The 23572-nt window shown below is 60.6% G+C and carries 21 protein-coding genes; 10 read left to right on the top strand and 11 right to left on the bottom strand.

Going from position 1 to position 23572, the window contains the following annotated elements; translation table 11 throughout:
• Positions 1–159: 159 nt before the first annotated feature.
• Positions 160–1536: an L-serine ammonia-lyase gene (locus tag NMB39_RS23530; protein WP_057021472.1), complete on the bottom strand. Its 1377-nt coding sequence runs from the start codon at positions 1534–1536 to the stop codon at positions 160–162.
• A 137-nt stretch (positions 1537–1673) separates the two neighbouring features.
• On the opposite strand from NMB39_RS23530, the gene NMB39_RS23525 reads away from it, so the two are divergent.
• Both NMB39_RS23525 and NMB39_RS23520 read left to right on the top strand, forming a co-directional pair.
• Complete coding sequence (locus tag NMB39_RS23525; protein ID WP_057021471.1) at positions 1674–2621, top strand: LysR substrate-binding domain-containing protein; 948 nt, start codon at positions 1674–1676, stop codon at positions 2619–2621.
• 213 nt (positions 2622–2834) lie between these two features.
• Entirely contained in the window at positions 2835–3245 is a 411-nt protein-coding gene (locus tag NMB39_RS23520) for an HPF/RaiA family ribosome-associated protein (protein ID WP_032877636.1), read from the top strand.
• Positions 3246–3299: 54 nt separating this feature from the next.
• On the opposite strand, the gene NMB39_RS23515 is transcribed toward NMB39_RS23520, so the two are convergent.
• On the bottom strand, positions 3300–4811 hold the full coding sequence (locus NMB39_RS23515; protein ID WP_494339997.1) for an MFS transporter: 1512 nt from the start codon (positions 4809–4811) through the stop codon (positions 3300–3302).
• 105 nt (positions 4812–4916) lie between these two features.
• Here NMB39_RS23515 and NMB39_RS23510 point away from each other — a divergent pair, with 105 nt between their 5' ends.
• Positions 4917–5789 (top strand): LysR family transcriptional regulator, encoded by an 873-nt coding sequence (locus NMB39_RS23510; RefSeq protein WP_057021469.1) that lies wholly within the window; start codon positions 4917–4919, stop codon positions 5787–5789.
• 105 nt (positions 5790–5894) lie between these two features.
• Here NMB39_RS23510 and fecA read toward each other — a convergent pair whose 3' ends face one another.
• From fecA to NMB39_RS23495, 3 genes are all read right to left on the bottom strand, one after another.
• Complete coding sequence (gene fecA, locus NMB39_RS23505; RefSeq protein ID WP_057021468.1) at positions 5895–8231, bottom strand: TonB-dependent Fe(3+) dicitrate receptor FecA; 2337 nt, start codon at positions 8229–8231, stop codon at positions 5895–5897.
• Between the two features lie 90 nt (positions 8232–8321).
• On the bottom strand, positions 8322–9263 hold the full coding sequence (locus NMB39_RS23500; RefSeq protein ID WP_494339998.1) for a FecR domain-containing protein: 942 nt from the start codon (positions 9261–9263) through the stop codon (positions 8322–8324).
• A complete protein-coding gene (locus tag NMB39_RS23495) occupies positions 9260–9748 on the bottom strand; it encodes a sigma-70 family RNA polymerase sigma factor (protein WP_306957154.1) in 489 nt (162 codons plus the stop codon). Before NMB39_RS23495 ends, NMB39_RS23500 begins: the two co-directional genes overlap by 4 nt.
• Before the next feature lie 169 nt (positions 9749–9917).
• On the opposite strand from NMB39_RS23495, the gene NMB39_RS23490 reads away from it, so the two are divergent.
• The 6 genes from NMB39_RS23490 to NMB39_RS23465 all read left to right on the top strand — a co-directional run bounded on the left by NMB39_RS23490 (position 9918) and on the right by NMB39_RS23465 (position 16071).
• Positions 9918–10220 carry a DUF3649 domain-containing protein gene (locus tag NMB39_RS23490; RefSeq protein ID WP_043048646.1) on the top strand — a complete coding sequence of 101 codons (303 nt, stop codon included), beginning with the start codon at positions 9918–9920 and terminating at the stop codon, positions 10218–10220.
• Positions 10217–11791: a PepSY domain-containing protein gene (locus tag NMB39_RS23485; protein ID WP_494339999.1), complete on the top strand. Its 1575-nt coding sequence runs from the start codon at positions 10217–10219 to the stop codon at positions 11789–11791. The genes NMB39_RS23490 and NMB39_RS23485 overlap by 4 nt, the downstream gene beginning before the upstream one ends.
• Positions 11791–12117 carry a DUF3325 domain-containing protein gene (locus tag NMB39_RS23480; RefSeq protein ID WP_057021465.1) on the top strand — a complete coding sequence of 109 codons (327 nt, stop codon included), beginning with the start codon at positions 11791–11793 and terminating at the stop codon, positions 12115–12117. The genes NMB39_RS23485 and NMB39_RS23480 overlap by 1 nt, the downstream gene beginning before the upstream one ends.
• Positions 12118–12124: 7 nt before the next feature.
• Positions 12125–12703: an RNA polymerase sigma factor gene (locus NMB39_RS23475; RefSeq protein ID WP_464005729.1), complete on the top strand. Its 579-nt coding sequence runs from the start codon at positions 12125–12127 to the stop codon at positions 12701–12703.
• On the top strand, positions 12700–13677 hold the full coding sequence (locus NMB39_RS23470; RefSeq protein ID WP_494340000.1) for a FecR family protein: 978 nt from the start codon (positions 12700–12702) through the stop codon (positions 13675–13677). The genes NMB39_RS23475 and NMB39_RS23470 overlap by 4 nt, the downstream gene beginning before the upstream one ends.
• A 153-nt stretch (positions 13678–13830) precedes the next feature.
• Positions 13831–16071 carry a TonB-dependent receptor domain-containing protein gene (locus tag NMB39_RS23465; RefSeq protein ID WP_494340001.1) on the top strand — a complete coding sequence of 747 codons (2241 nt, stop codon included), beginning with the start codon at positions 13831–13833 and terminating at the stop codon, positions 16069–16071.
• 151 nt (positions 16072–16222) lie between these two features.
• On the opposite strand, the gene NMB39_RS23460 is transcribed toward NMB39_RS23465, so the two are convergent.
• Complete coding sequence (locus tag NMB39_RS23460; protein ID WP_494340002.1) at positions 16223–16573, bottom strand: glutaredoxin family protein; 351 nt, start codon at positions 16571–16573, stop codon at positions 16223–16225.
• On the bottom strand, positions 16573–17577 hold the full coding sequence (gene yejK / locus NMB39_RS23455) for a nucleoid-associated protein YejK (protein WP_003171997.1): 1005 nt from the start codon (positions 17575–17577) through the stop codon (positions 16573–16575). Before yejK ends, NMB39_RS23460 begins: the two co-directional genes overlap by 1 nt.
• Before the next feature lie 396 nt (positions 17578–17973).
• On the opposite strand from yejK, the gene NMB39_RS23450 reads away from it, so the two are divergent.
• On the top strand, positions 17974–18255 hold the full coding sequence (locus tag NMB39_RS23450; RefSeq protein ID WP_005785131.1) for an HU family DNA-binding protein: 282 nt from the start codon (positions 17974–17976) through the stop codon (positions 18253–18255).
• A 180-nt stretch (positions 18256–18435) separates the two neighbouring features.
• Here NMB39_RS23450 and rlmF read toward each other — a convergent pair whose 3' ends face one another.
• From rlmF to NMB39_RS23430, 4 genes are all read right to left on the bottom strand, one after another.
• Complete coding sequence (gene rlmF / locus NMB39_RS23445; RefSeq protein ID WP_057021461.1) at positions 18436–19452, bottom strand: 23S rRNA (adenine(1618)-N(6))-methyltransferase RlmF; 1017 nt, start codon at positions 19450–19452, stop codon at positions 18436–18438.
• A gap of 203 nt (positions 19453–19655) precedes the next feature.
• On the bottom strand, positions 19656–22502 hold the full coding sequence (locus tag NMB39_RS23440; protein ID WP_124399473.1) for a valine--tRNA ligase: 2847 nt from the start codon (positions 22500–22502) through the stop codon (positions 19656–19658).
• A 213-nt stretch (positions 22503–22715) separates the two neighbouring features.
• Positions 22716–23087, bottom strand: coding sequence for a DNA polymerase III subunit chi (locus NMB39_RS23435; RefSeq protein WP_124399474.1), 372 nt, complete (start codon positions 23085–23087; stop codon positions 22716–22718).
• Positions 23088–23094: 7 nt separating this feature from the next.
• On the bottom strand, positions 23095–23523 hold the full coding sequence (locus tag NMB39_RS23430; protein ID WP_057021458.1) for a DNA polymerase III subunit chi: 429 nt from the start codon (positions 23521–23523) through the stop codon (positions 23095–23097).
• Positions 23524–23572: the final 49 nt, after the last annotated feature.

Here is a 23572-nt window from a genome sequence, read left to right as displayed (position 1 = left end):
TTCAGCCGAGTATTTATTGGCTGACACACAGCTATCGGGGGCAAGCCCCCTCCCACCTTTGTCCTGTGTGGCTACTGGGGCCGGTGACCTGTTTCAGGGCAACACTGAGAAAACGATCGCAGACAGCGCAGGCGGGATGCTCGGGTAGCAGTGCTCCAATCAGCACTCCACCCAGCTGACCGCCAGGCCGCCCCGTGACGTTTCTTTGTATTTGTCATGCATGTCGGCGCCGGTATCGCGCATGGTGCGGATCACCCGGTCGAGGGAAATGAAGTGCTTGCCGTCGCCGCGCAGGGCCATTTGCGTGGCATTGATCGCCTTGACCGCGGCAATGGCGTTGCGCTCGATGCACGGCACTTGCACCAGACCACCAACCGGATCGCAGGTCAGGCCGAGGTTATGTTCCAGGCCGATTTCGGCGGCGTTTTCCAGTTGCTCCGGGGTGGCCCCGAGGATATCGGCCAGGCCGGCGGCGGCCATGGCGCAGGCCGAGCCGACTTCGCCCTGGCAGCCGACTTCGGCCCCGGAGATCGAGGCGTTTTTCTTGCAGAGAATGCCGACGGCGGCAGCGGCCAGGAAGAAATTCACTACGTCGTCATCGGACGCGTCAGGATTGAACTTCATGTAGTAATGCAGCACCGCCGGGATGATACCCGCCGCACCATTGGTCGGCGCGGTGACCATGCGCCCGCCGGCGGCGTTTTCTTCGTTGACGGCGAGGGCGAACAGGTTGACCCATTCCATCGCAGATAATGTCGAAGTAATGACGTTGGGCTTGCCGATTTCCAACAGGCTGCGGTGCAATTTCGCCGCCCGCCGTGGCACATCCAGGCCACCAGGCAGGATGCCTTCATCGCGCAGGCCCTGTTCCACGCATTCGCGCATCACCGACCAGATATGCAAGAGGCCGCTGCGGATCTCTTCGTCGCTGCGCCATGCACGTTCGTTGGCCATCATCAATTCGGAAACCCGCAGGCCGTGCTTGTTGCACAAGGCCAGCAGTTCTACCGCGCTGGAAAAGTCGTAGGGCAATTGCACATCGCTGGTCGGTGCGATGCCTGATGCAGCTTCGGCAGCTTCGATGATGAAGCCACCGCCCACCGAGTAATAGGTTTGCTCGCTCAATAAGCCATTGTCGCCATAGGCGTGCAAGGACATGGCGTTGGGGTGGTAAGGCAGGCTTTCGTCCAATAGCAGGAGGTCGGTTTGCCAGTTGAAGGCAATTTCCTGGGAACCCGCAAGCAGCAATTGGCTGGACTCGCGCAGTTGCTGGATACGTGCATTGATCGAGGTGGGGTCGACCTTGTCCGGCCATTCGCCCATCAGGCCCATGACACAGGCGCGGTCGGTGGCGTGGCCGATGCCCGTGGCGGAGAGCGAGCCGTACAGGCGTATCTCGACGCGGCGGGTCTGGCTGAGCAAATGCTGGTCGACCAGCGTCTGGGCGAAGGTTGCCGCAGCGCGCATCGGGCCGACGGTATGGGAGCTGGAGGGGCCAATGCCCACTTTGAATAGATCGAAAACACTGATAGCCATGCTAAACCCTTACAAGCAATGGAGTAGAAATCGCTGCCATGTTTTGTAGGACGAGCGCAATTAAGGCGATACTGAGCCCTTACATTGATACTGACCAACGAATTGTTCTAAGACACCCTTTAGCAGGACTAAACCCTATGACTCGCCCCCTCAATGGCCAGACCTATGTCTGGTTGCATGTTTTCTCCTGCGCTGCACGGCACCTGTCGTTCACCCGCTGCGCCGAAGAACTGCACATCACACCAGGTGCGGTGAGCCAGCAGATTCGCCAGCTGGAGGAACGCCTGGGGTTTCGGTTGTTTCATCGGCGTGCGCGCGGGGTGGAGCTCAGCGCCGAGGGGCAGCGCCTTGCGGCCGTGGTGGGGGAGGCCTATGGCAGCATTGATGCGGAATTGCGGCGCCTGGACGCGGGAATGATCAGCGGCACCTTACGCTTGCGTTCGATCCCGTCGTTTCTCGGCAAGTGGCTGACCCCGCGCCTGCCGCGTTTGCAGCAGCGTTTTCCGGATATTCAATTGCGCCTGGTCGCCGAGGACAGCAGCATCGCCTTGCATGAAGGTGATTTCGACCTTGCTATTGACCTGAACGACGGCAGCTACCCCGGCTTGTTATCCACAGCCCTGCTGGACGAGCAGATATTCCCGGTATGCGCGCCCAGCTTGTTGCGTGGCCGGCCACCGTTGCACGGCCCGGCTGACCTCGCGCACTTCCCACTGCTACACGACATCACCGCCTGGCGTGGGAGTTATGAATATGCCGAGTGGGAGTTTTACCTGAATGCCATCGGCTATCACGGTGCGGATGTGCGGCGCGGGCATACCTTCAATCGCAATCACTTGACCATCGAAGCCGCCATTGCCGGCATGGGCGTGGCAATTGCGCGACGCACCTTGCTCAATGATGAACTGGAGCGAGGCACCCTGATCGTGCCATTCGGCCTGGCCGTGCCCAACCATAAACGCTACGTGCTGCTGTATGCGCCGGGTGCGTTGAACCATCCGGGCGTGCGTGCGGTGCATGATTGGCTGGTGGAGGAAGCAGGGATTTTTCGCGTTTTGCACCCCTTGGCAGAGGCGCAATTATGAGGTTGGCAGGTCGTAAGAAGATGTAACTAACTCCCCACCCTACCAGCGTTTTTGCCCGTCGTCAGGGTTAATTTGTAATGTAGGATTTATCTTTGCAAAGGGGTTGAATTGTTTCAGCAGGTGCTCAATTGTGTAATCAGGAGGTCATGGTTTCACCACCCTGGTGTTGCAGTTTGTGACCTCTGGCGAGCTAGCTGAAATAAGGGAAGAACTATGCAAATCCAAGTCAATAGCGATAACCATATTGAAAGCAGCATCCGACTGGAGGAGTGGGTACGTACTACCATTGAGAGCACGCTCGAACGTTACGAAGAAGACCTGACCCGCGTTGAGGTCTACCTGCGGGATGAGAACGGCGACAAGCCCGGTCCCCACGATTTAAGTTGCCGCCTGGAAGCACGGCCAAAGGGCCATCAACCGGTTTCCGTGTGCCATAAAGCCGATACGCTGGAACAAGCGATCGATGGCGCCGCCACCAAGCTGGACCATGCGTTGGAACACCTGTTTGGCAAACTGCAAGGCAAGCCCCGCGCTGCCGCGAAAACCCAGCCAATCAACAAAGTGAATGAAGACGCGCTTGAAGAGGAATTCCTGGAAAACGAAAACGCTGCAATCAACGGCTGACCGTTTTTTAAACCCCCACTGAAAACGGGCCTGCATATGCAGGCCCGTTTTCGTTCAGCCACGGAGCCTGAAGAAATACCGGCTCAGCGCGGCTAATCCGCAAGCCCCCAAGCCCGCAAAAAGCATGGCCCAACCGGCGCCGGTGCGCAGTGCCGTCTGCGCATCAACGGCGGTCAGCCCCGGCGCGTTCAGCGTGCCCGCCGCAATATGCTGGCTGAGCGCTGCCCACTCCAATGCCGTATTGTCAGGCAGCACGTTGGCCAGGTGGTGGCTGATCCCCAGTAACAGCACCAGTCCCATCAACGCAATGTTGAGTGCCAGGGTGATCAGTCGTGCGCTGAAGTCGATGCCCGACGCCATGCCCGCACGGTCAGCCGAGACGGCCCCGGTGGTGGTGTTGGTGGTGGGCGAGTTGGTCAACGCCAGGCCAATGCCGGCGATCACGCAACTGAGCAATACCAGTGCGGTGCTTGGCTGTACGGCGACATTGACGGCGGCCATGGCCAGGAACCCCGCGCCCATCGTACCCAGGCCCAGGGGAATGATGCGTTCGGCGCCGAAACGCAGGGCCAGGCGTTCGGCCAGGGGTGGCACCAGCAGGGTAGGCAAGGTGTAGGCAAGCAGAGCGGCGCCAGTGGTCAGGGTGTCGTAGCCCAGCCCCGCCTGGAAATACAACGGCAGGTAGATCATGAACGGCCAGAAGCTGAAGTTCATGCCGATCGAGCCCATCAACGCACCGTTGAAGCGCTGGATACGGAACACCGAGAAATCGAACATCGGGTGTGGGCTGCGCCGTTCGATCAAAATGAACAGCAGCATGCCTATCAAGGACAGGCCGGCCCAGCCGAGCATCGCCGGAGTGCCAAAGCCATACTCGCTGCCCTGGGTGATGAAATAGACCAGCGCGAACACCGTCAGCGTCAAGGTCAGCATACCGGCGATGTCCAGGCGATGACTGGCCGGGTCACGGGATTCCTGCACGCTGGCATGCAGCAGCACCAGGGTGAACAGGGTCAGCGGTACGTGCACCAGGAACACCCAGCGCCAGTCCGCCACGGCCAGGATCAATGCCCCGACCATCGGCCCGAACCCCAGGCCCACGCCGGCAATCACTCCCCATATCGCGAAGGCTCGCGCTCGCGCCGCCGGGTCGCGGAACTGATGGGACAGGATGGCGAACTGGCAAATCATCATCGCGCCAGCACCAATGCCTTGGACGAACCGCGCCACGATCAGTGTCGACGCACTCTCCGCCAAGCCACAGGCCAGCGAAGCCAGGCCAAACAGCCACAGGCACAACACCAACATGCGCCGACGACCGAAGCGGTCCGCCAAGGTACCCGCCGCCATCAGCACACTGGTACAGGCCAGGGTGTAGGCGTTCATGATCCACTGGGCGTCCTGGAAACCGGTGCCCAGTTGCTGTTCAAGGGTTGGCAGGATGACCGGCACGCTGGAGATTTCCAGGCCGAACATCAGGGCCACCAGGCAGACGGCGGTGAGGGCCAAGCCATTTCTGGCGGTGCTCGGCGATTGGAGGGCCGATACAGCAGCGGCGGGCGGCATGACAGGTTCCTTTCAAATAAGAGAGGGTTTATTCTCGCGGGAATCTGATTCGTTATTCGTGATAAGTTTTCCAGTGATCAGGGAATCAAGGGCGACAATTAACCCATGGCTACCCCACGTTTTGATGGCGTCGAGCTGTTTCTGCAAATCGTCGAGAGCGGCAACCTCACTGAAGCCGCCGAGCGCCTTAACCTCACGCGCTCGGCCGTCGGTAAAGGCTTGGCACGCCTGGAGGCGCGGCTTGGCACATGTCTGCTGCAGCGCTCTACGCGCCGCCAACGATTGACCGAGGACGGGCAGGCGTACTACGAGCATTGCCTGCGCGCCTTGGCCGAACTGGAAGCCGCCGAATCGGTGCTCGAAAGTGGTCGGCAACAACCACGCGGGCGGCTGCGGGCGAGCGTACCGTTGGCTTTCGGGCACCACTATGCGGCTCCGGCGTTGTGGGGCTTGATGGAGCGTTACCCTGAACTGGAAATCGAGATTTGCTTCTCCGACCGCATGATTGATCTGGCCCAGGAGGGCTTCGATATGGCCGTGCGGATCGGCACGTTGCCGGATACCGACCGCCTGAGTGCACGCCGCCTGGGGCAGCAGGTCATGGGGCTGGCGGCGTCACCGGCGTATCTGCAGCGCAGGGGGAGCATTGAAAGTATCGAAGACCTGACCGGTCATCGTGGCATTGCCTATCGCAGCAACACCACGCATCGCTCGCACCTGGCCTCGCCCTTGGTGCTGGATGATCTCCAAGCGGTAGCCGATGCGGTCATCGCGGGCGTAGGGCTGGCCTGGTTACCGAGTTGGTTGATCGCCCACTATGCGTTGCGCGGGCAATTGCAGGCAGTGTTGCCAAGCTATCGCGAGCAGCCGGCGCCGATCCATGTAGTCTGGCCGACGGCGGTGCATATGCCGGCCAAGACGCGTTGTGCCATCGATGCGTTGGTGGCCGGTACGCCCAGTTGCCTGGCGGGTAGCTAGACCCTCGGATGTACTTCAATCCTGGACACACTGAATATCAAATGTGGGAGGGGGCAAGCCCCTTCCCACATTTGGATTTGTTACGGTCTGCAGGTTGGAGGCAGATCAGAACGCAATGGACGTCTGCACATACACCGTACGCGGCTCACCCACGTACTTGCCCTTGTTGTTATCGTCAAACGAGCGGGTGTAGTACTGCTTGTTGAAGATATTCTTTACCCCCACCGCCACATTCAAATCCGCCAGTTGCGGGCCGAAGTCATAGGCCGCACGGCTGCTGAACAGCATGTAGCCGGGAATGCGCCCATTGGCACCGTCGGCGCTTTCGGCCTGGGTGTTGGCATTGTCGGCAAACTGGCTGCTCTGGTAGCTGCTGTCCACATTCAGCTTCCACGGGCCGTCGGTGTAACCCACGCCGAGGGTGCCTTTATGCTTGGACGAGAAGGGCACGCGGTTGCCTTTGTTCGGGCCGTCTTCGCGGATGGTCGCGTCAACATAGGCATAAGTGGCATACACATCGAAACCCGCCAGTGCCGGGCTCAGGCCGTCAAGGGCGTAGTTGATGCTCGACTCGATGCCCTGGTGGCGCGTCTCACCACGGGCGATCACTGTGTCGTTGGTCTGGTTGCTGTCGTACTGGTTGTCGAAGTTGATCAGGAAGGCGCCGATTTCCGCACGCAGCGTGCCGTTGTCATAGCGCGTGCCGAGCTCCCAGGTGCGGGCCTTTTCCGGTTTGACTTCGCCGCTGTTCACGCGGTTGGGCATCTGGCTGTACTGCACGCTGCCGAACGAGCCTTCGGTGTTGGCGTAGAGGTTCCAGTCGTCGGTGAGGTGGTAGAGCACGTTCAGCGCCGGCAGCGCGGTGTTGTAGTCACCCTTGTATTTGACGTTGCTCAGGTTGTTGGTCTGCTGGGACTCGATCATCTCGTAGCGAATGCCCGGGGTGATGGTCCATTTGCCGATATCGATGCGGTCGTCGATGAAGAACGCATTGGCTTCGGTGCCACCGCGCGTGTCGCGGTCGTTGCGGCTGTTGGTGGTCGGGATTTGCTGGTTGGCGGCAATCGGTGTGCGGTAGCGCAGTTCGTGGCCGGCTTCATTGATGTAGCGGTAGCCGACGCCCACTTCATGGCTTGTGGGGCCGAGGTCGAAGCCCTGGGCGAAGCGGGTCTCGAGGCCGCGTACCCAATATTCGCGTGGTGACAGCGACAGGAAGCTGCCCTGGTCCAGATAACCGCTGCGCAGGGTCTTGGTGAAGAAGCTGTTGACCGTGAATTCGCGACGATCCTGCTCGTAGCGATAGCCGACGTTGAACATCGTACGGCGGCCCCAGAACTTGTCGTAGGGGCGGGTGGACTGATACGGATCGGCCTTGTAGTCCTTGACGTTCAAACCGCCGGGCATATCGGCCTGGCCTTCGTAGTACTGCGCCATGGCGTTGAAGCTGTTGGCGTCGTCCAGTTGGTATTTGCCCTTGAGGATCAGGTCGTCGATGCGCGTATTACTGTTTTCGCGCCAGTCGCCGCCCCGAGTACCCGAGTACAGCAGCGCGCCGCCCAGGCCATTGTCGGCAGTGCCGCCGGCCAGCAGGTTGCCGGTGGTCTTGAAGCCATCGTGGCTGGAAGACGGGCTGGTCTCGGTCTGCAACCCGCCCTTGACCGTGGGCGCATCCGGGATAGCGCGGGTCACGAAGTTGACGATGCCACCGACGTTCTGCGGGCCGTAGCGCACCGCACCGCCGCCGCGTACCACATCCACCGCGTCCATGTTACCCATGCTGATCGGCGCAAAGGACAACTGTGGCTGGCCGTAGGGCGCAAAAGGCACCGGGATGCCATCCATCAACACCGTGGAGCGCGACGCCAGGCGCGGGTTGAGCCCGCGAATGCCGAAGTTCAACGCCATGTCGTGGCTGCCGGTGCCGTTGTTTTCCGGGGCATTGACGCCGGGGATGCGGTTGAGCACATCGCGGGCCTGGGTTGCGCCTTGGCGTTCAAACTCTTCACGGCGGATAACGTCACGGGCGCCGGGGTGTTCGAACACGTTGGTTTGCGCTGCGTCACCGAGCCAGTCGCCGACCACGTTGGAGGTTTGCAATTCAAGGGGGGCGGTGACGCCGGTCGGTTGCAGGCTGTAGGCATTGTCACCTTCGGCCCGGGCTTGCAGGCCGGTGCCTTCCAGTAATTTCTGCAGGCCGTCGGCGGCGCTGTAATTGCCCGACAGGCCGCGGCTTTGCATGCCGGCCGTCACTTCGGAACCGAAAGACACCAGCACCCCGGCTTCGCGACCAAATTGATTCAGGGCCGCTTCCAGGGTGGTCGGCGCGATGTGGTAGGTCTTGGTGTCGGCCGCCATCGCGGGGGGAAGGACGGTCAGGCTGAGGCTGGCGCCCAATAGGAGTTGGCGCAAGGTGCGGGCGAGAAGCGTCGGTTGCTGGGGCATGAAGGCGGTCCTGAGAAGGAAGGATCAAGGTGGCTTTCCTTCTCTGTCACGCCAGGTGCGGAAAACGGCTCACTTAAACGCAAAATAAATTCAGGCACGTGCCTGCACGGTCACCCAGTAGCGGGTAAAGCGCCGCACTTTCACCGGCAGGCTGACTTCCAGCAGGTCGAGGATGCGTTCGCTGTCATCCAGCGGGTAGCTGCCGGACAGCAGCAGGTTCGCCACTTGCGGGTCGCAATGCAGCTGGCCGCGGCGATAACGCCCCAGTTCGCTGAGGAAATCTTCCAGGCGCATATGCGCGGCCACCAGCATACCGTCGGCCCAGGCGCCGCTGTTGGCGTCGGTCGGGCGCGGGGTGTCCCAGCCTTTGCGGGTGAAATTCATCTGGTGCGCGGCCGCTACGTTCAGTGGCAAGCCATTGTAGTTATTGGGCGTGACCTCGACCTGACCGGCCAGCACTGCGAGTTGGGTATGGTCGTTGAACTGGCGCACATTCAGGCGCGCCGCCTGGCTGCTGAGCAGGCCCTGGCCGGTCAGCACGCGCAACGGCGTATTGCCTGCATGGGCGGTCAGCAGAATTTCGCCTTCGAGCAGGCGGATCAGCCGTTGCTGCCCATCGATATGCACATCCACTGCGCTGCCCGTGTTGAGTTTCAACTGGCTGCCATCGGCCAGTTGCACGGTGCGACGCTGGCCCACCGGGCTGCGATAGTCGGCGCTCAGCGGTGGCAGGATATGTTGCTGGCGCAGGCTCCAAACTGCTGCCGAACCGGCGCCCAGGATCAGCAGCAACTTCAGCGCCTGGCGCCGGCTGCGCAGGGTGGGGGCATTCAACGCCGCGTGGGCCAGGGGCGAGGGCATGCCGCGCAGGCGTTGGTTGACCTGCTGGATCTGTTCCCAGGCGCGCTGGTGCTCGCTGTGGGCATTCAGCCATTGTTGCCAGGCTGCTTGCTGGCGTGGAGTGAGCGCGCCTTGCTGCATTTCCAGCAGCCAGTGCACGGCTTGTTCGGCGACTTGGCTGGAGACGTTCATAACGCGAAGTAACAGCGCATGGCCGCTTTGGTCAGGTGGCGCTTGACGGTGGCGATGGAGATGCCCAGTTCAGCGCTGATCTGCGCGTAGGTCAGGCCATCGAGCTGGGCGAGCAGGAAGGCCCGCTTGACCAGCCTGGGCAAGCCATCGAGCAGTTGGTCCAGCTCCAGCAGGGTTTGCAGGATGATTGCGCGGTCTTCTTCCGACGGTGCGACGTACTCGGGCATTTGCGCCAAGGCATCGAGGTAGGCGCGCTCCAGATCCTGGCGGCGATAGAAGTTGAACAATACGCGCTTGGCCACGGTGGTGAGGAAGGCACGGGGTTCGATCAGGGTCGGGGTGTCCCGTGCGCTGAGCACGCGGATGAAGGTGTCCTGCGCCAGATCGGCGGCGTTTTCCGGGCAGCCGAGCTTGCGTCGCAACCAGCCGGTGAGCCAGTGGTGATGGTCGTTGTACAGAACTTCGACGGTATTGGACGGCTGCAACGCAATCACTCCGTAAGCATCGCCATGCTTTAGAGAACAAGAATTGTTCGCATTGTAGGGGCGGCGACGAGGTTCGGCAATCCGCCACGGCAGGTGATTCATCCGTTCTCTTTTGCTTATGAGAATATTTATCATTAATATTGCGCGCTGATCACCTTGGCGCTGCCGCATGAAAAGCAAAACCTCATTGCCCGTTTCCTACCGCCTCGCCGTCACCTCGCGTGTGCTGGCGGCTGTTATCGGCGGCTACCTGATGGCGTCCCTGGCCGCCATCTGCCTGGCGTTGTGGATGCCCACATCGCGTGCCGACGCGGTGGTCACCGGCATGATGAGCTCGTTTGTGTTCTACCTGCTGGCGGTGCTGTGGTGCTTTGCCTGCCGCACTGCGTGGCGCGCCTGGGCGGGGGTGATGCTGCCAAGCGCGCTGTTTGCCACTCTGGCCGGCGTAGGTTTGTGGATGGTGCGCACATGAAAGAGGGTTTTCGCCAAGCCATGGCCTGGCTGCATACCTGGGCCGGGTTGATCTTCGGCTGGCTGCTGTTCGCGATTTTCCTGACCGGCACCCTGGCCTATTTCAAAGACGAAATAACCCACTGGATGCAACCCGAAGTGCAGGCCCATCCCCTGGATGACGGGCGCAGCCTTGCCGTGGCCCAAAGCTACTTGCAACAACAGGCGCCCACAGCCGCAAGCTGGTTCATTACTCTGCCGAACAGTCGCGACCCTGGCCTGTCGGTGATGTGGCAAGACAAGGTCGAGCCGGGCAAGCGCGGCACCTTCATCCAGAAAATCCTCGACCCGGTCAGCGGCCAACCGGTGCAGGCCCGCGACAGCAAGGGCGGCGAGTTCTTCTATCGTTTCCACTTCCAACTGCAAATGCCTTACCCGTGGGGCCGCTGGCTGTCGACCATCGCCGCCATGGTGATGTTTGTCGCGCTGATCACCGGCATCATCACCCACAAGAAAATCTTCAAGGACTTCTTTACCTTCCGCCCGCGCAAAGGCCAGCGTTCCTGGCTGGACGGGCACAACGCGGTGGGTGTGCTGGTGCTGCCGTTTCATCTGATGATCACCTACAGCAGCCTGGTGATTTTCATGAGCATGGTGATGCCGGCGCCCATCATGGCGTCCTATGGCGACGACAGCCGGGGGTTCTTCAAGGAGCTGTTTCCCAACACCGACAATGCGCCGGCCCTCGGCCAACCGGGCCAGTTGCTGCCGTTATTGCCGATGTACCAGCAGGCGCGGGAGCAGTGGGCGGGCGGCCATGTGGGACGGGTGGCGGTCAACAACCCTGGGGATGTGAACGCGTCAGTCAATGTGTTCCGCGCCGGCTCCGATAGCGTGGTGCATAATTTCGGCAATACCGTGTCGTTCAATGGCACCACCGGCGAGTTGTTGAGGGTCAGTGGCGAGCCGTCCCTGCCGGCGGTCGTCGGTGGCAGTTTCTACGGCCTGCACATGGGCCATTTTGCCGGTCCGGTGCTGCGCTGGCTGTACTTTATCTGCGGGTTGGCGGGCACGGCGATGATCGGCACAGGGCTGGTGATCTGGCTCGGCAAGCGTCAGCTCAAGCACGCCAAGAGCGCAGCGATGCCGTTTGAATTACGCCTGGTCGAGGTGCTGAACATCGCCAGCATGGGTGGCTTGATGATCGCCATCGCCGCGTTTTTCTGGGCCAACCGCCTGTTACCGGTAAGTTTCGCCGCGCGCTCCGACTGGGAGGTGCAAGCCTTCTTTGTCGCCTGGGGCCTGAGCTTGTTGCACGCGATGCTGCGTCGCGGTCGCCGAGGCTGGGTCGAACAACTGAGCATCGGCGCGCTGCTGTTTGTGGCGATCCCGCTGCTTAACGCAATGACCACCCAGCAGCATTTGGGCGTCTCGCTGATGAACGGCGACTGGGCCATGGCCGGCTTCGACCTGACCTGCCTGGCCAGCGGTATGTTCCTTGCCTGGGCGGCGTGGAAGATGCAACGCCATACCGCGGCGCAACCCAAAGCCGAGCGTGCGCGTAGGTTGACGCTCAAGCAGGAGGCCGGCTGATGCTCCTCGCGCTGCTGATGTGCTACGCCGGGTTTACCGCGCTGTGCCTTTCCACCGACCGTCATCACGGCGAGCTGCTGCACAGCAAACCCACGTCGAAGCGGCGCTTGGGGCTGCGCCTGGGCGGCTGGTTATTATTGAGTGTCTCGATCTGGCCGGCGGTGCGTGCCTCAGGTTGGAGTCAGGGCCTGGTCGAGTGGTGTGCAGTGTTGATGCTCAGCGCCTTATTGCTGGTACTGCTGTTGCCATATCGGCCAAGGCTGGCGTTGATTCTGGCAGGCCTCAGCCTGCTGGCCAGCCCTGTCGCGGCGTTAGCCCTGTCCTGAGCCTGCCATGATGATCAGCCCACCGCCGGAACCCCAGGACCGCCCGCACACCGATGCGGCCGGTGGACGTGCGCATTTCCTGCAGGTGTTTTTGTCCCAGCGTTCGCAGATGGAAGCGCTGGTCAGTCGCCGCGTCGGTTGCCGTGCCACAGCGGCCGACCTGGTGCAGGATTTGTTCCTGCGCTTTTGGCGTCGCCCCTTGATTCAGGTTGAAGAACTCAGCACCTACCTGCTGCGCTGCGCCAGCAATATCGCCATCGATCACCTGCGCAGCGAAGGTGCACGAGTACGCAGCAGCGAAGGCTGGTTGCCCGAGCAATCAGATCACCAAGTCTGCGAACCCCAGGCCGCACTGGAGGCAGGCCACGATCTGCGCCACGTGGAAACCGCCCTGCGCAATTTGCCCGAGCGTACCCGCCAGATTTTCCTGCTTAACCGTATCCACGGGCGCAAGTATGCGGAAATTGCCAAGGCCATGGGGCTGTCCCAAAGTGCCGTGGAAAAACATATGATGCGCGCCCTCGAAGCCTGCAAGGCCAGCCTTCGTGAACCAACGCAGCCACGCACGCCAGGGAAAGCACCGTGAACATCACGCCGACACCCGCCCAGGAACAGGCCGCCCTTGACTGGCTCAGCCTGCTGCATGACCAGCCCAGCAGCGGCGACCAGGCAACGTTCAGCCGCTGGCTGCGCGCCGATCCCGCGCATGCCGAGGCGTACGCCCAGGCTCAGGTACTGTGGGAGCTGAGCGAAGAGCCGGCGCGCAAGCTGGCCGATGAGGACGCGCTGGCCTTGCAGGCCTACCTCAATAAGATGAATTCCTCCAGGCGCTCCCGTGCACTGCGCTGGTCCGGCGCGCTGGCCATGGCCGCCTGCCTGCTGGTGATGGTGTCGATGGGCGCCGGTTGGCAGCCGTCGCGCTGGGTCGATGAGTTGGGTGCTGACTACGTGACGGCGCCGGGGGAGGTGAAGACCTTCATCCTGACCGATCAATCCGTGGTCACCCTTGACGCCGACAGCGCCATTGCCGTGGATTTCAGCCATGGTCAACGGCATATCCAGCTGCGGCGTGGCGCGGGATTTTTCAGCGTGGCACACACCGGCCAGTCCTTTGTGGTGGAGGCGGGCGGTGGTCAAGCGCAGGTGCTGGGCACCCAGTTTGAGGTGCGCCTGCAACCGGCCGGAGCCGAGGTTACCGTACTGTCCGGCCGGGTGGGCGTCACACCATCGGAACAGGGCCAGCAGCAGGTTTTGACAGCAGGCCAGCAAGTGGCCTACGCCGATGGCGTTGCCGATGCCATGCACGCTGTCGACAGCGAATCCCGCCTGGCCTGGCGCGATGGTTGGCTCAACTACTACAAGGCGCCGCTGGCCGATGTGGTCCAGGACTTGAGTCGTTATTACCCTGGCCGATTGCTTCTGCTCAATGAAGAGATGGGCGCCAAACGCGTCAGCGGCAGTTTCCCGAGCAAGGACCCGTTGGCGGTATTGAACGCCTTGCAAGCGGTGCTGGGCTTCGAACAACACAGGCTGTTGGGCCGAGTCATCGTGTTGCGCTAGGCCAACGCCGTTCACCGAACCTTCATCGCAATCGCTAAAACCTGTCACCAAACGGTTACACGTGCCGTGGATCATCCCTGGGTTCCTGAGCAAGTGGTCAGGAAGAGCACCTCTGCCCCATACAACACAACAATGTCAGTAAGGGATCTACACGTGAACTACAACTCTCTTTATGCCCTGCTTCTGGCATCGGGCCTGGGCGGCTTTGCACCGCTGGTTATGGCTGATGACACCCAGGACGTAGGTTCGGTGAACGTTGCCGGCAAGCAGACCCTGGGCAACGGCCACATGATTCGCGAAGAAAGTGCCAAGGCGCGCTCGACGGTGACCAAGGAGGCCATGGACGAAATGTCGGCCACCGCCAACGCCATCGACAAGCTCAAATACACGCCGGGCATCAACGTTTCCAGCGATGACGCCAGCGGCACCAGCGGCACCAACTTCACTATGCGCGGCATGAGTTCGGACCAGGTCGGGGTGTCGGTGGACGGCGTGCCGATCAACGATTCTGGCAACTACAGCGTGTATTCCAACCAGCTGGGCGACCCGGAAAACCTTGCCGAAGTGTTCGCCACCCAGGGCTCCTCCGAGACCGACGGCCCGCACATCGGTTCCAGCGGCGGCAACATCGGCATGATCACGATGCGGCCAACCAAGGAGGCGGGGGTTTTTGCCAAGCAGACCTTGGGTACCAATAACCTGCGCAAGACCTTCGTGCGGGCGAATACTGGCGATTTCGGTGGTCTCAAGACCTGGGTCTCGGCATCGCACCTGGAAGGTGACAAGTGGCGCGGCAAGGGCACCCTGCGCAGCGATAAAATCGAGTGGAGCAGCCTGTTAGAAGGTGACAACGGCAATTCCACGTTGGCCACGGTCAAGTACAACAAGCAGGAAAACTACAACTACAACAGCCTGAGCAAGTCGCAGTTCGACAATGAAGGACGGCGCAAGGACTACGCTGAAAGCCCGGTGTACAAGGCCGGTTTGTTGTCTGCGTCCTACAAGCTCAACCGCAACCCCTTTGAAAGCGTCAACGCCACGCTGACCCAGCGCTGGCAACTGCAAGACAACCTGTCGTTGACGGTCACGCCGTACTACTACTGGTCCAACGGTGGCAGCTTCAGCGGCCAGACTGCCTCCAACCTGGGGCCGAGATCCGACAAAGCCGGTAACTACGACCTCGGCAACCTGCAATCGGCCAACTACTATCGCCCTTCGTGGACCGAGACCTGGCGGCCCGGCGTCACGGCCAAAATGAAGTGGGATATCAACGACGAACACAGCCTGGATTACGGCTATTGGTATGAACGCGCACGCCAGCGCCAGACCCAGCCGTTTATCGGCATCAACGGCGAAGGCGCGCCGGATGATGTGTGGGGCGACTACAACAGCGGCGGCCAGGTGGTCGACAAGAACGGCGCGACGGTACAAGGTCGTCACTACTACACCGTCACCCCATCGCAGAAGCTCTGGGTACAGGACAGCTGGCAAGCCACGCCGGACCTGAGTTTTGTCGGCGGCGTGGCCTACCAATACGTCGAACGTGACGGCAACAACCTCGGCAGCCTGTACGACAAGCCGGAAAAACGTAACACCCGTTACCACCAATTCCTGCCCAGCTTCAGCGCCAAGTACCAGGTCGACGAGAGCAACCAGGCGTTCTACAACGTCACCCGCAACATGCGCACGCCGCCCAACTATGTGCTGTACAACAAAGGCGACTCCGTCAGCCTCAAGTCCGAGTTGAGCTGGAACCAGGAGCTGGGCTGGCGCTACACCGAAGACGACATGGCCTTGAGCGCGACCCTGTTCTACATCAGCTTCAAGGATCGCCAGGTGTCGACCACCGATGCCAGTGGCGACTACATGGTGCTCAACGTTGGCAGTGTCGCTAACAAAGGCCTGGAATTGGAATGGAGTGGTTTGTTGCCCCACAACTTCAACTACTACGCGTCCTACACCTACACCCAGTCCGAGCAGAAGGACGATCTGCTCAGCAAGAATGTGCTGTTGCCCACCTCTGGCAAGCAACTGGCCAACGTGCCGGAAAACATGTTCAACCTGGTGTTCGGCTATGACGACTCGCGGTTCTACGGCAACGTGGCGGGCAAGTATGTCGGCAGCTTCTATGGCGATTTGACCAACAAGGAGAAAATCGACGGCCGCACGGTGTTTGACCTCAATGCCGGTATCTATTTGCCGGTGGACAAGAAGGTCATCAAGTCGGCGACCCTGCGCTTGTCGATGCTCAACGTCTTCGACAAGGAATACCTCAGCTCGGCCCGCACCGTGGCGTTCAACTCGGCACCGGTCAACGGCCTGGCGCCGAGCACGGCGTATTACAACGTAGGGGAGGAGCGCACGGCGATGGTCTCGCTGGAGGCCAACTTCTAAGTTCACCACAAAACCAAATGTGGGAGGGGGCTTGCCCCCGATAGCGGTGAATCAGTCACCATTTTCATTGACTGACTCAATGCTATCGGGGGCAAGTCGAATCGTCGCACCGCCCCTCCCACATTTGATCCACGGTGTTTCAGGAATTAGGTTATTTCAGGGCTGCCATGATCGCATCCGGGTTGTAGTCGCGGATCAATGTGCCATTGACGTCCACAAATGGAATCCCGCCGCCGCCCAGCGCCTCATAGGCCATGCGCGCCTGAGCGTCTTTCTCGATATCCAGCGCCTGGTAAGGAATGCCTTTCTGGTCCAGAAAGCGCCGGATCTGTTTGCAGTATCCACACCAGTCAGTGGAATAAAGCGCCACACGCGCCGAGCTGCGTACCTGCTCCGAAACCACCTGGGACGGGTTGAACAGCCGCTCGACCTTGCCCCAGTTCTGGATCACCACCACCACCAGCAATACCAGCAGGACTTTTTTGAAGACCCCGCCCAGCATCAATTACGACGCTTGAGCTGGTCGGTCAGTTGGGTCGGCAGGCCCTTGATGATCAAGGTGCCGGCAGCTTCGTCGTACTCGATTTTGTCGCCCAGCAGGTGTGCTTCAAAGCTGATGGACAAGCCCTCGGCGCGCCCGGTGAAACGGCGGAACTGGTTGAGGGTGCGTTTGTCCGCCGGGATTTCCGGCGACAGGCCGTAGTCCTTGTTGCGGATATGGTCGTAGAACGCTTTTGGCCGATCTTCATCGATCAAGCCGGAGAGTTCTTCCAGGCCCATGGGCTCGCCGAGCTTGGCCTGGCTGCTGGCGTAGTCCACCAGGGTCTTGGTTTTTTCGCGGGCGGATTCGTCAGGCAGGTCTTCGCTTTCAACGAAGTCGCTGAACGCCTTGAGCAGGGTGCGGGTTTCGCCCGGGCCGTCGACGCCTTCCTGGCAGCCGATAAAGTCGCGGAAGTACTCCGAGACCTTCTTGCCGTTCTTGCCTTTGATAAAGGAGATGTATTGCTTGGACTGCTTGTTGTTCTGCCACTCGGAGACGTTGATGCGTGCTGCCAGGTGCAACTGGCCCAGGTCCAGGTGACGCGAGGGGGTCACGTCCAGCTCGTCGGTCACCGCCACGCCTTCGCTGTGGTGCAGCAGGGCGATCGCCAGGTAGTCGGTCATGCCTTGCTGGTAGTGGGCAAATAGCACGTGGCCGCCGGTGGAGAGGTTGGATTCCTCCATCAGCTTCTGCAGGTGCTCCACGGCGGTGCGGCTGAAAGTGGTGAAATCCTGGCCACCATCAAAGTATTCCTTCAACCAGCCGCTGAACGGGTGCGCGCCGGACTCAGCGTGGAAGAAACCCCAGGCCTTGCCTTGTTTGGCGTTGTAGCTCTCGTTGAGGTCGGCAAGCATGTTCTCGATGGCGGCCGACTCGGACAACTCGGAGTCGCGGGCGTGGAGAACTGCGGGTGTGCCGTCGGGTTTTTTGTCGATCAGGTGGACGATGCAATGACGGATCGGCATAGGCTTCTCGGCTGGTTGAAGGGGGAGCGGTTAGCCTCCCCGAAAAGTCGCCCAGTGTACCGCACCCATTGGTCAAGACGTGCCCCGAAGGGCATTTTGCCCTTCTCCGACCGGCCATATGCCTTTTTTTCACGGTTTAGAGCGATAAAGCTGACCAAATGGGTATGTTGAGGCGGATATTTCCCCGTCTCTGTGCTAGTTTTGCCCGGTCTTACGCCAAGTCTCGGCGTTAAGCGTGCATTCAGCATTTGTCAGGTCGAACCAATCCCCGTTTCAAGCATCTATAACCCCGATCTCCGTGGTTATGGCCGGGGATGCCAGGCCATGACGGTCGGGCTCGACGGCTGACACTGCACTCTGCAATCCATATGAATTTGATAGGGAAGGAACACCACAATGGCTTTGACTAAAGACCAACTGATCGCTGATATCGCTGAAGCTATCGACGCGCCAAAAACCACCGCGCGTGCTGCTCTGGACCAACTGGGCCAGATCGTTGCTGATCAGCTGGAAAACGGCGGCGAAATCACTCTGCCAGGCATTGGCAAGCTGAAAGTGACCGAGCGTCCTGCCCGTACTGGCCGTAACCCTTCGACTGGCGCTGCCATCGAAATCGCTGCCAAGAAAGTTATCAAGCTGGTTGTGGCTAAAGGCCTGACCGACGCTGTTAACAAGTAAGACGCAGTAAAAAAAACCGTGCTTCGGAGTGATCCGGGCACGGTTTTTTGTTGCCTGCGGTTTTTCTAACTAACTGTAGGAGCGAGCTTGCTCGCGAAAGACGTTAACGATAACGCGCCCGTCCTGGTTGAACGCGGCGCCTTGGTGTTTTTCGCGAGCAAGCTCGCTCCTACAGGTGGGCTAGCGGACCCAGCGCTGGCGCCAGATCTGCTGCTCATTCTTGGTCTGGAACGTCCACGCCACAAACCGGCTTTGCTTCTGCCCCTGGGACATCTCCACCACCTGGCTTTCCAGCACGCCGGCTTTTTTCAGCGCGGTCTGGATCGCGGGCAGGTTTGACGCTTTTGACACCAGGGTGCTGAACCACAACACCTTGTGGGCAAAATGCGCACTTTCGGCGATCAGCTGCGTCACAAAGCGCGCTTCGCCGCCTTCACACCACAGCTCGGCCGATTGGCCACCGAAGTTGAGAACCGGCAACTTGCGTTTCGGATCGGCCTTGCCCAGGGCACGCCACTTGCGCTCGCTGCCCTTGGTGGCTTCGTCCATGGACGCATGGAACGGCGGGTTGCACATGGTCAGGTCAAAGCGCTCGCCCGGCTCCAGCAGGCCCAGCAGGATCTGCTTGGGGTTGGGCTGTTGGCGCAGCTGGATGACCTTGCTCAGGTCGTTGGATTGCACAATGGCCCTGGCGGCGGCGACGGCTATAGGGTCGACTTCCGAGCCCAGGAAGTTCCAGCGGTACTCCATATAGCCAATCAGCGGGTAGACGCAGTTGGCTCCCATGCCGATATCCAGCACCTTGACGATGGAGCCGCGCGGGATCTTGCCGTCGTTGACGCTGGCCAGCAGGTCGGCGAGAAAATGCACATAGTCGGCACGCCCCGGCACCGGCGGGCACAGGTAATCGGCCGGGATGTCCCAATGCTCGATGCCATAGAACGACTTGAGCAAGGCCCGATTGAATACCCGCACCGCATCCGGGCTGGCAAAGTCGATGCTCTCCTTGCCATAGGGATTGATGATCACGAATTGCGCCAGTTCTGGCGTGGTCTTGATCAGCGCCGGGAAGTCGTAACGGCCTGTGTGGCGGTTGCGCGGGTGCAGGGTAGCCTCTTTGCGCGCAACCACGGGCTTGGCCGGGGTAGCGGATTTAGGCTTCTTGCGCGGAGGTTTAGGCGTAGTGGGGGCGGTCATGTTGATTCTGGTGTTGGCTCAAAGTGGCGGCCATTGTCACACATCCTGAGCTCAACCCGGTCAAATGTGGGAGGGGGCTTGCTCCCGATAGCGGTGTGACAGTCAAGAATATTGAGACTGATCCACCGCTATCGGGAGCAAGCCCCCTCCCACAGAGGCAAAAAAAGAGACCCGGAGGTCTCTTTTTTCACGCGAATCAAACCTTACAGGCTGGAGATCCGCGCATGTTGCTCGGCCAGCTTGCCCAAAGCCTGTTCAGCTTCGGCCAACTTGGCGCGTTCCTTGTCGATCACTTCTGCCGGTGCCTTGTCGACGAACGCCGCGTTGGACAGCTTTCCGCCCACGCGTTGCACTTCGCCTTGCAGGCGGGCGATTTCCTTGTCGAGACGGGCCAGTTCCGCGCCCTTGTCGATCAGGCCAGCCATCGGCACCAGCACTTCCATGTCGCCGACCAACGCGGTGGCGGACAGCGGCGCTTCGGCATCGGCAGCCAATACGGTGATCGACTCCAGCTTCGCCAACTTCTTGAGCAGCGCGTCGTTCTCGCTGAGGCGACGCTGATCTTCAGCGCTGGCGTTTTTGACGAACACCGCCAATGGCTTGCCCGGCCCGATGTTCATCTCGGCGCGGATGTTGCGCGTGCCGAGCATCAGGGTCTTGAGCCATTCGATATCGCTTTCGGCGGCCGCATCGATGCGTGCTTCATTGGCCACCGGCCAAGGTTGCAGCATGATGGTCTTGCCTTCGATACCGGCCAGCGGTGCCAGGCGCTGCCAGATTTCTTCGGTGATGAACGGCATGAACGGGTGCGCCAGGCGCAACGCCACTTCCAGCACGCGCACCAGGGTACGACGGGTGCCGCGCTGGCGTTCGACCGGTGCGTTTTCGTCCCACAGCACGGGTTTGGACAGTTCCAGGTACCAGTCGCAATACTGGTTCCAGATGAACTCGTACAGAGCCTGTGCGGCCAGGTCGAAACGGAACTGGTCGAGCTGGCGGGTCACTTCGGCTTCAGTGCGTTGCAGCTGCGAGATGATCCAGCGGTCGGCCAGGCTCAGCTCATAGGCTTCGCCGTTCTGGCCGCAGTCTTCGCCCTTGTCCAGCACGTAGCGTGCAGCGTTCCAGATCTTGTTGCAGAAGTTGCGATAGCCTTCGACGCGGCCCATGTCGAACTTGATGTCGCGACCGGTAGAGGCCAGCGAGCAGAAGGTAAAGCGCAGGGCGTCGGTGCCGTAGCTGGCGATGCCATCCGCGAACTCGTCGCGGGTCTGCTTCTCGATCTTTTTCGCCAGCTTCGGCTGCATCAGGCCCGAGGTGCGTTTCTGCACAAGGGTTTCCAGGTCGATCCCGTCAATAATGTCCAATGGGTCCAGGACGTTGCCCTTGGACTTGGACATCTTCTGGCCCTGGCCATCGCGTACCAGGCCGTGCACGTATACGGTCTTGAACGGCACCTGCGGGGTGCCGTCTTCGTTCTTCACCAAATGCATGGTGAGCATGATCATCCGGGCAACCCAGAAGAAAATAATATCGAAACCGGTGACCAGCACGTCGGTGGAGTGGAATTTCTTCAGGAACTCGGTCTGCTGCGGCCAGCCCAGGGTGGAGAAGGTCCACAGGCCCGAGCTGAACCAGGTGTCCAGGACGTCGTTGTCCTGTTGCAAGGCAACGTCCGGCCCCAGGTTGTTCTTCGCACGTACTTCGGCTTCGTCGCGGCCAACGTAAACCTTGCCCGACTCGTCGTACCAGGCCGGGATGCGGTGACCCCACCACAGCTGGCGGCTGATGCACCAATCCTGGATGTCGCGCATCCACGAGAAGTACATGTTTTCGTATTGCTTGGGCACGAACTGGATACGGCCATCTTCCACGGCGGCAATCGCAGGCTCAGCCAGCGGCTTGGTGGACACGTACCACTGGTCGGTCAGCCACGGCTCGATCACGGTGCCGGAGCGGTCGCCCTTCGGCACTTTCAGGCCGTGGTCGTCAACGCTGACCAGCAACCCGGCAGCGTCGAACGCGGCAACGATCTGCTTGCGCGCTTCGAAGCGGTCGAGACCGGCGTATTCGGCCGGGATCTTGCCGTCGATGCTGTCGTTCAGCGTACCGTCCAGGTTGAACACCTGGCAGGCCGGCAACACGGCGGCATTCTTGTCGAAGATGTTAAGCAGTGGCAGGTTGTGACGCTTGCCGACTTCGTAGTCGTTGAAATCGTGGGCCGGGGTGATCTTCACACAGCCGGTGCCGAACTCAGGGTCGCAGTAATCATCCGCGATGATCGGGATGCGACGGCCAACCAGCGGTAGTTCGACGAACTTGCCGATCAGCGCCTGGTAGCGCTCGTCATTTGGGTTAACCGCGACGGCGGCGTCGCCCAGCATGGTTTCCGGACGCGTGGTGGCGACGATCAGGTAGTCGTTTCCTTCGGCGGTCTTGGCGCCGTCAGCCAGCGGGTATTTCAGGTTCCACAGGAAACCTTTCTCGTCGTGGTTTTCCACTTCGAGGTCGGAAATGGCCGTGTGCAACTTGGTGTCCCAGTTGACCAGGCGCTTGCCGCGGTAGATCAGGCCGTCTTCATGCAGGCGTACAAAGGCTTCCTTCACGGCTTCCGACAGGCCGTCGTCCATGGTGAAGCGCTCGCGGCTCCAGTCTACGGACGAACCCAGGCGACGGATCTGACGGCTGATATTGCCGCCGGACTGGTCTTTCCATTCCCAGATCTTTTCCAGGAATTTCTCGCGCCCCAGGTCGTGACGGCTCTGGCCGGTGGCTTCGAGTTGACGCTCCACCAGCATCTGGGTGGCGATACCCGCGTGGTCGGTGCCCGGTTGCCACAAGGTATTGCGGCCCTGCATGCGGCGGAAACGGATCAACGCATCCATGATCGCATTGTTGAAGCCATGGCCCATGTGCAGGCTGCCAGTGACGTTCGGTGGCGGAATCATGATGGTGTAGGAATCGCCGGCACCTTGTGGGGCGAAATAGTTTTCGGACTCCCAGGTGTTGTACCAGGAAGTTTCGATAGCGTGGGGCTGGTAGGTCTTATCCATGCGCGGCGGGACCCTAGTTGGCATTTATTCAGGAAAGCCGGCAAGTATAACGGGGCAGGACGAGGAGGGCGAGTTGAAGACGGACTTAAGGCTGATGCAAAACTAATGTGGGAGGGGGGCTTGCTCCCGATTGCTGAGTGTCAACCACCGAATCATCGGCTGATACACCGCTATCGGGAGCAAGCCCCCTCCCACAGGAAATATCAGTGTGGTTCAGGACTGGTACTGGCTGAGCAATCGTTCCATGCGCGCATCCATCCGCCGCTTGATCTCGGTTTCGATATGCGGCGCAAAATCGTCGATCACGTCTTGCATGATCAATTGGGCGGCGGCGCGTAGTTCGTTGTCCAGGTGCAGCAGCAGGGCGTCGGGGGCTTTTTCAGCTGCGGGCGCGGGCTCGGCGACAGGCTCCGAGGCAACGGGCTTGCCACTGACCATATCGAACAGCAGCGGAATCTGTACCTCGCCATCGACCGTGTCGGTCAGCAGCGGCGGCTGCAGGTTGTCATCACCCAGCAACTGGCGGATAGACTCGAGGTCGTCCAGCAGGTGGTCGTCTTTTTTCAGCGGGTTGGGAGTGTCCATCGTTTGCTCAAAGTCGTTGTAGCCGGTGATCTTGCAGAGAATAGCCCTGTTCGCGATAGAAACGGAAACTCTCCCGCGCGGCCTGACGAATAGCCGGGTCTTCCACCACCACTTCCGCCACGCGGGCAAACGCCTTGGCAAAGGCCGGTACTTTCAGGTCGAGGTTGACCAGCAGGTCCTGGTGATTGCCGCAACTGTCGCCCAAACCCAGGACGACCAGGCTTTCAGGTTCGGATTCGGCGGGGCCGTGGGGCACGAAGCTTTCGCCCTTGAAGCGCCAGAGTCGGGCGTCCAGTTCGTCACGTTGGGCGGCATCGCTGCAATGCAGATAGATGCGGTGGCCCATGCGCCAGGCTTTTTCGGTGAGTTTGCAGGCAAAGTCCAGGCGTGCAAGGGGATCGGCGCTGGGCAATATATAGAAGTCGACTTGGGTCATTGCAGTTCCTGGTGCTGGCCCGCCAGTCCTGTAGGAGCGAGCTTGCTCG

It is taken from the genome of Pseudomonas sp. FBCC-B545 (assembly GCF_059134095.1).
Note: the sequence above shows the minus strand (reverse complement) of the source record. Positions and strands in the feature narration are given on the sequence as shown.

Coding starts and splice junctions, on each gene's coding strand:
- NMB39_RS23530 (WP_057021472.1), bottom strand. CDS start 1,536: ATGGCTATCAGTGTTTTCGATCTATTCAAAGTGGGCATTGGCCCCTCC.
- NMB39_RS23525 (WP_057021471.1), top strand. CDS start 1,674: ATGACTCGCCCCCTCAATGGCCAGACCTATGTCTGGTTGCATGTTTTC.
- NMB39_RS23520 (WP_032877636.1), top strand. CDS start 2,835: ATGCAAATCCAAGTCAATAGCGATAACCATATTGAAAGCAGCATCCGA.
- NMB39_RS23515 (WP_494339997.1), bottom strand. CDS start 4,811: ATGCCGCCCGCCGCTGCTGTATCGGCCCTCCAATCGCCGAGCACCGCC.
- NMB39_RS23510 (WP_057021469.1), top strand. CDS start 4,917: ATGGCTACCCCACGTTTTGATGGCGTCGAGCTGTTTCTGCAAATCGTC.
- fecA (WP_057021468.1), bottom strand. CDS start 8,231: ATGCCCCAGCAACCGACGCTTCTCGCCCGCACCTTGCGCCAACTCCTA.
- NMB39_RS23500 (WP_494339998.1), bottom strand. CDS start 9,263: ATGAACGTCTCCAGCCAAGTCGCCGAACAAGCCGTGCACTGGCTGCTG.
- NMB39_RS23490 (WP_043048646.1), top strand. CDS start 9,918: ATGAAAAGCAAAACCTCATTGCCCGTTTCCTACCGCCTCGCCGTCACC.
- NMB39_RS23485 (WP_494339999.1), top strand. CDS start 10,217: ATGAAAGAGGGTTTTCGCCAAGCCATGGCCTGGCTGCATACCTGGGCC.
- NMB39_RS23480 (WP_057021465.1), top strand. CDS start 11,791: ATGCTCCTCGCGCTGCTGATGTGCTACGCCGGGTTTACCGCGCTGTGC.
- NMB39_RS23475 (WP_464005729.1), top strand. CDS start 12,125: ATGATGATCAGCCCACCGCCGGAACCCCAGGACCGCCCGCACACCGAT.
- NMB39_RS23460 (WP_494340002.1), bottom strand. CDS start 16,573: ATGCTGGGCGGGGTCTTCAAAAAAGTCCTGCTGGTATTGCTGGTGGTG.
- yejK (WP_003171997.1), bottom strand. CDS start 17,577: ATGCCGATCCGTCATTGCATCGTCCACCTGATCGACAAAAAACCCGAC.
- NMB39_RS23450 (WP_005785131.1), top strand. CDS start 17,974: ATGGCTTTGACTAAAGACCAACTGATCGCTGATATCGCTGAAGCTATC.
- rlmF (WP_057021461.1), bottom strand. CDS start 19,452: ATGACCGCCCCCACTACGCCTAAACCTCCGCGCAAGAAGCCTAAATCC.
- NMB39_RS23440 (WP_124399473.1), bottom strand. CDS start 22,502: ATGGATAAGACCTACCAGCCCCACGCTATCGAAACTTCCTGGTACAAC.
- NMB39_RS23435 (WP_124399474.1), bottom strand. CDS start 23,087: ATGGACACTCCCAACCCGCTGAAAAAAGACGACCACCTGCTGGACGAC.
- NMB39_RS23430 (WP_057021458.1), bottom strand. CDS start 23,523: ATGACCCAAGTCGACTTCTATATATTGCCCAGCGCCGATCCCCTTGCA.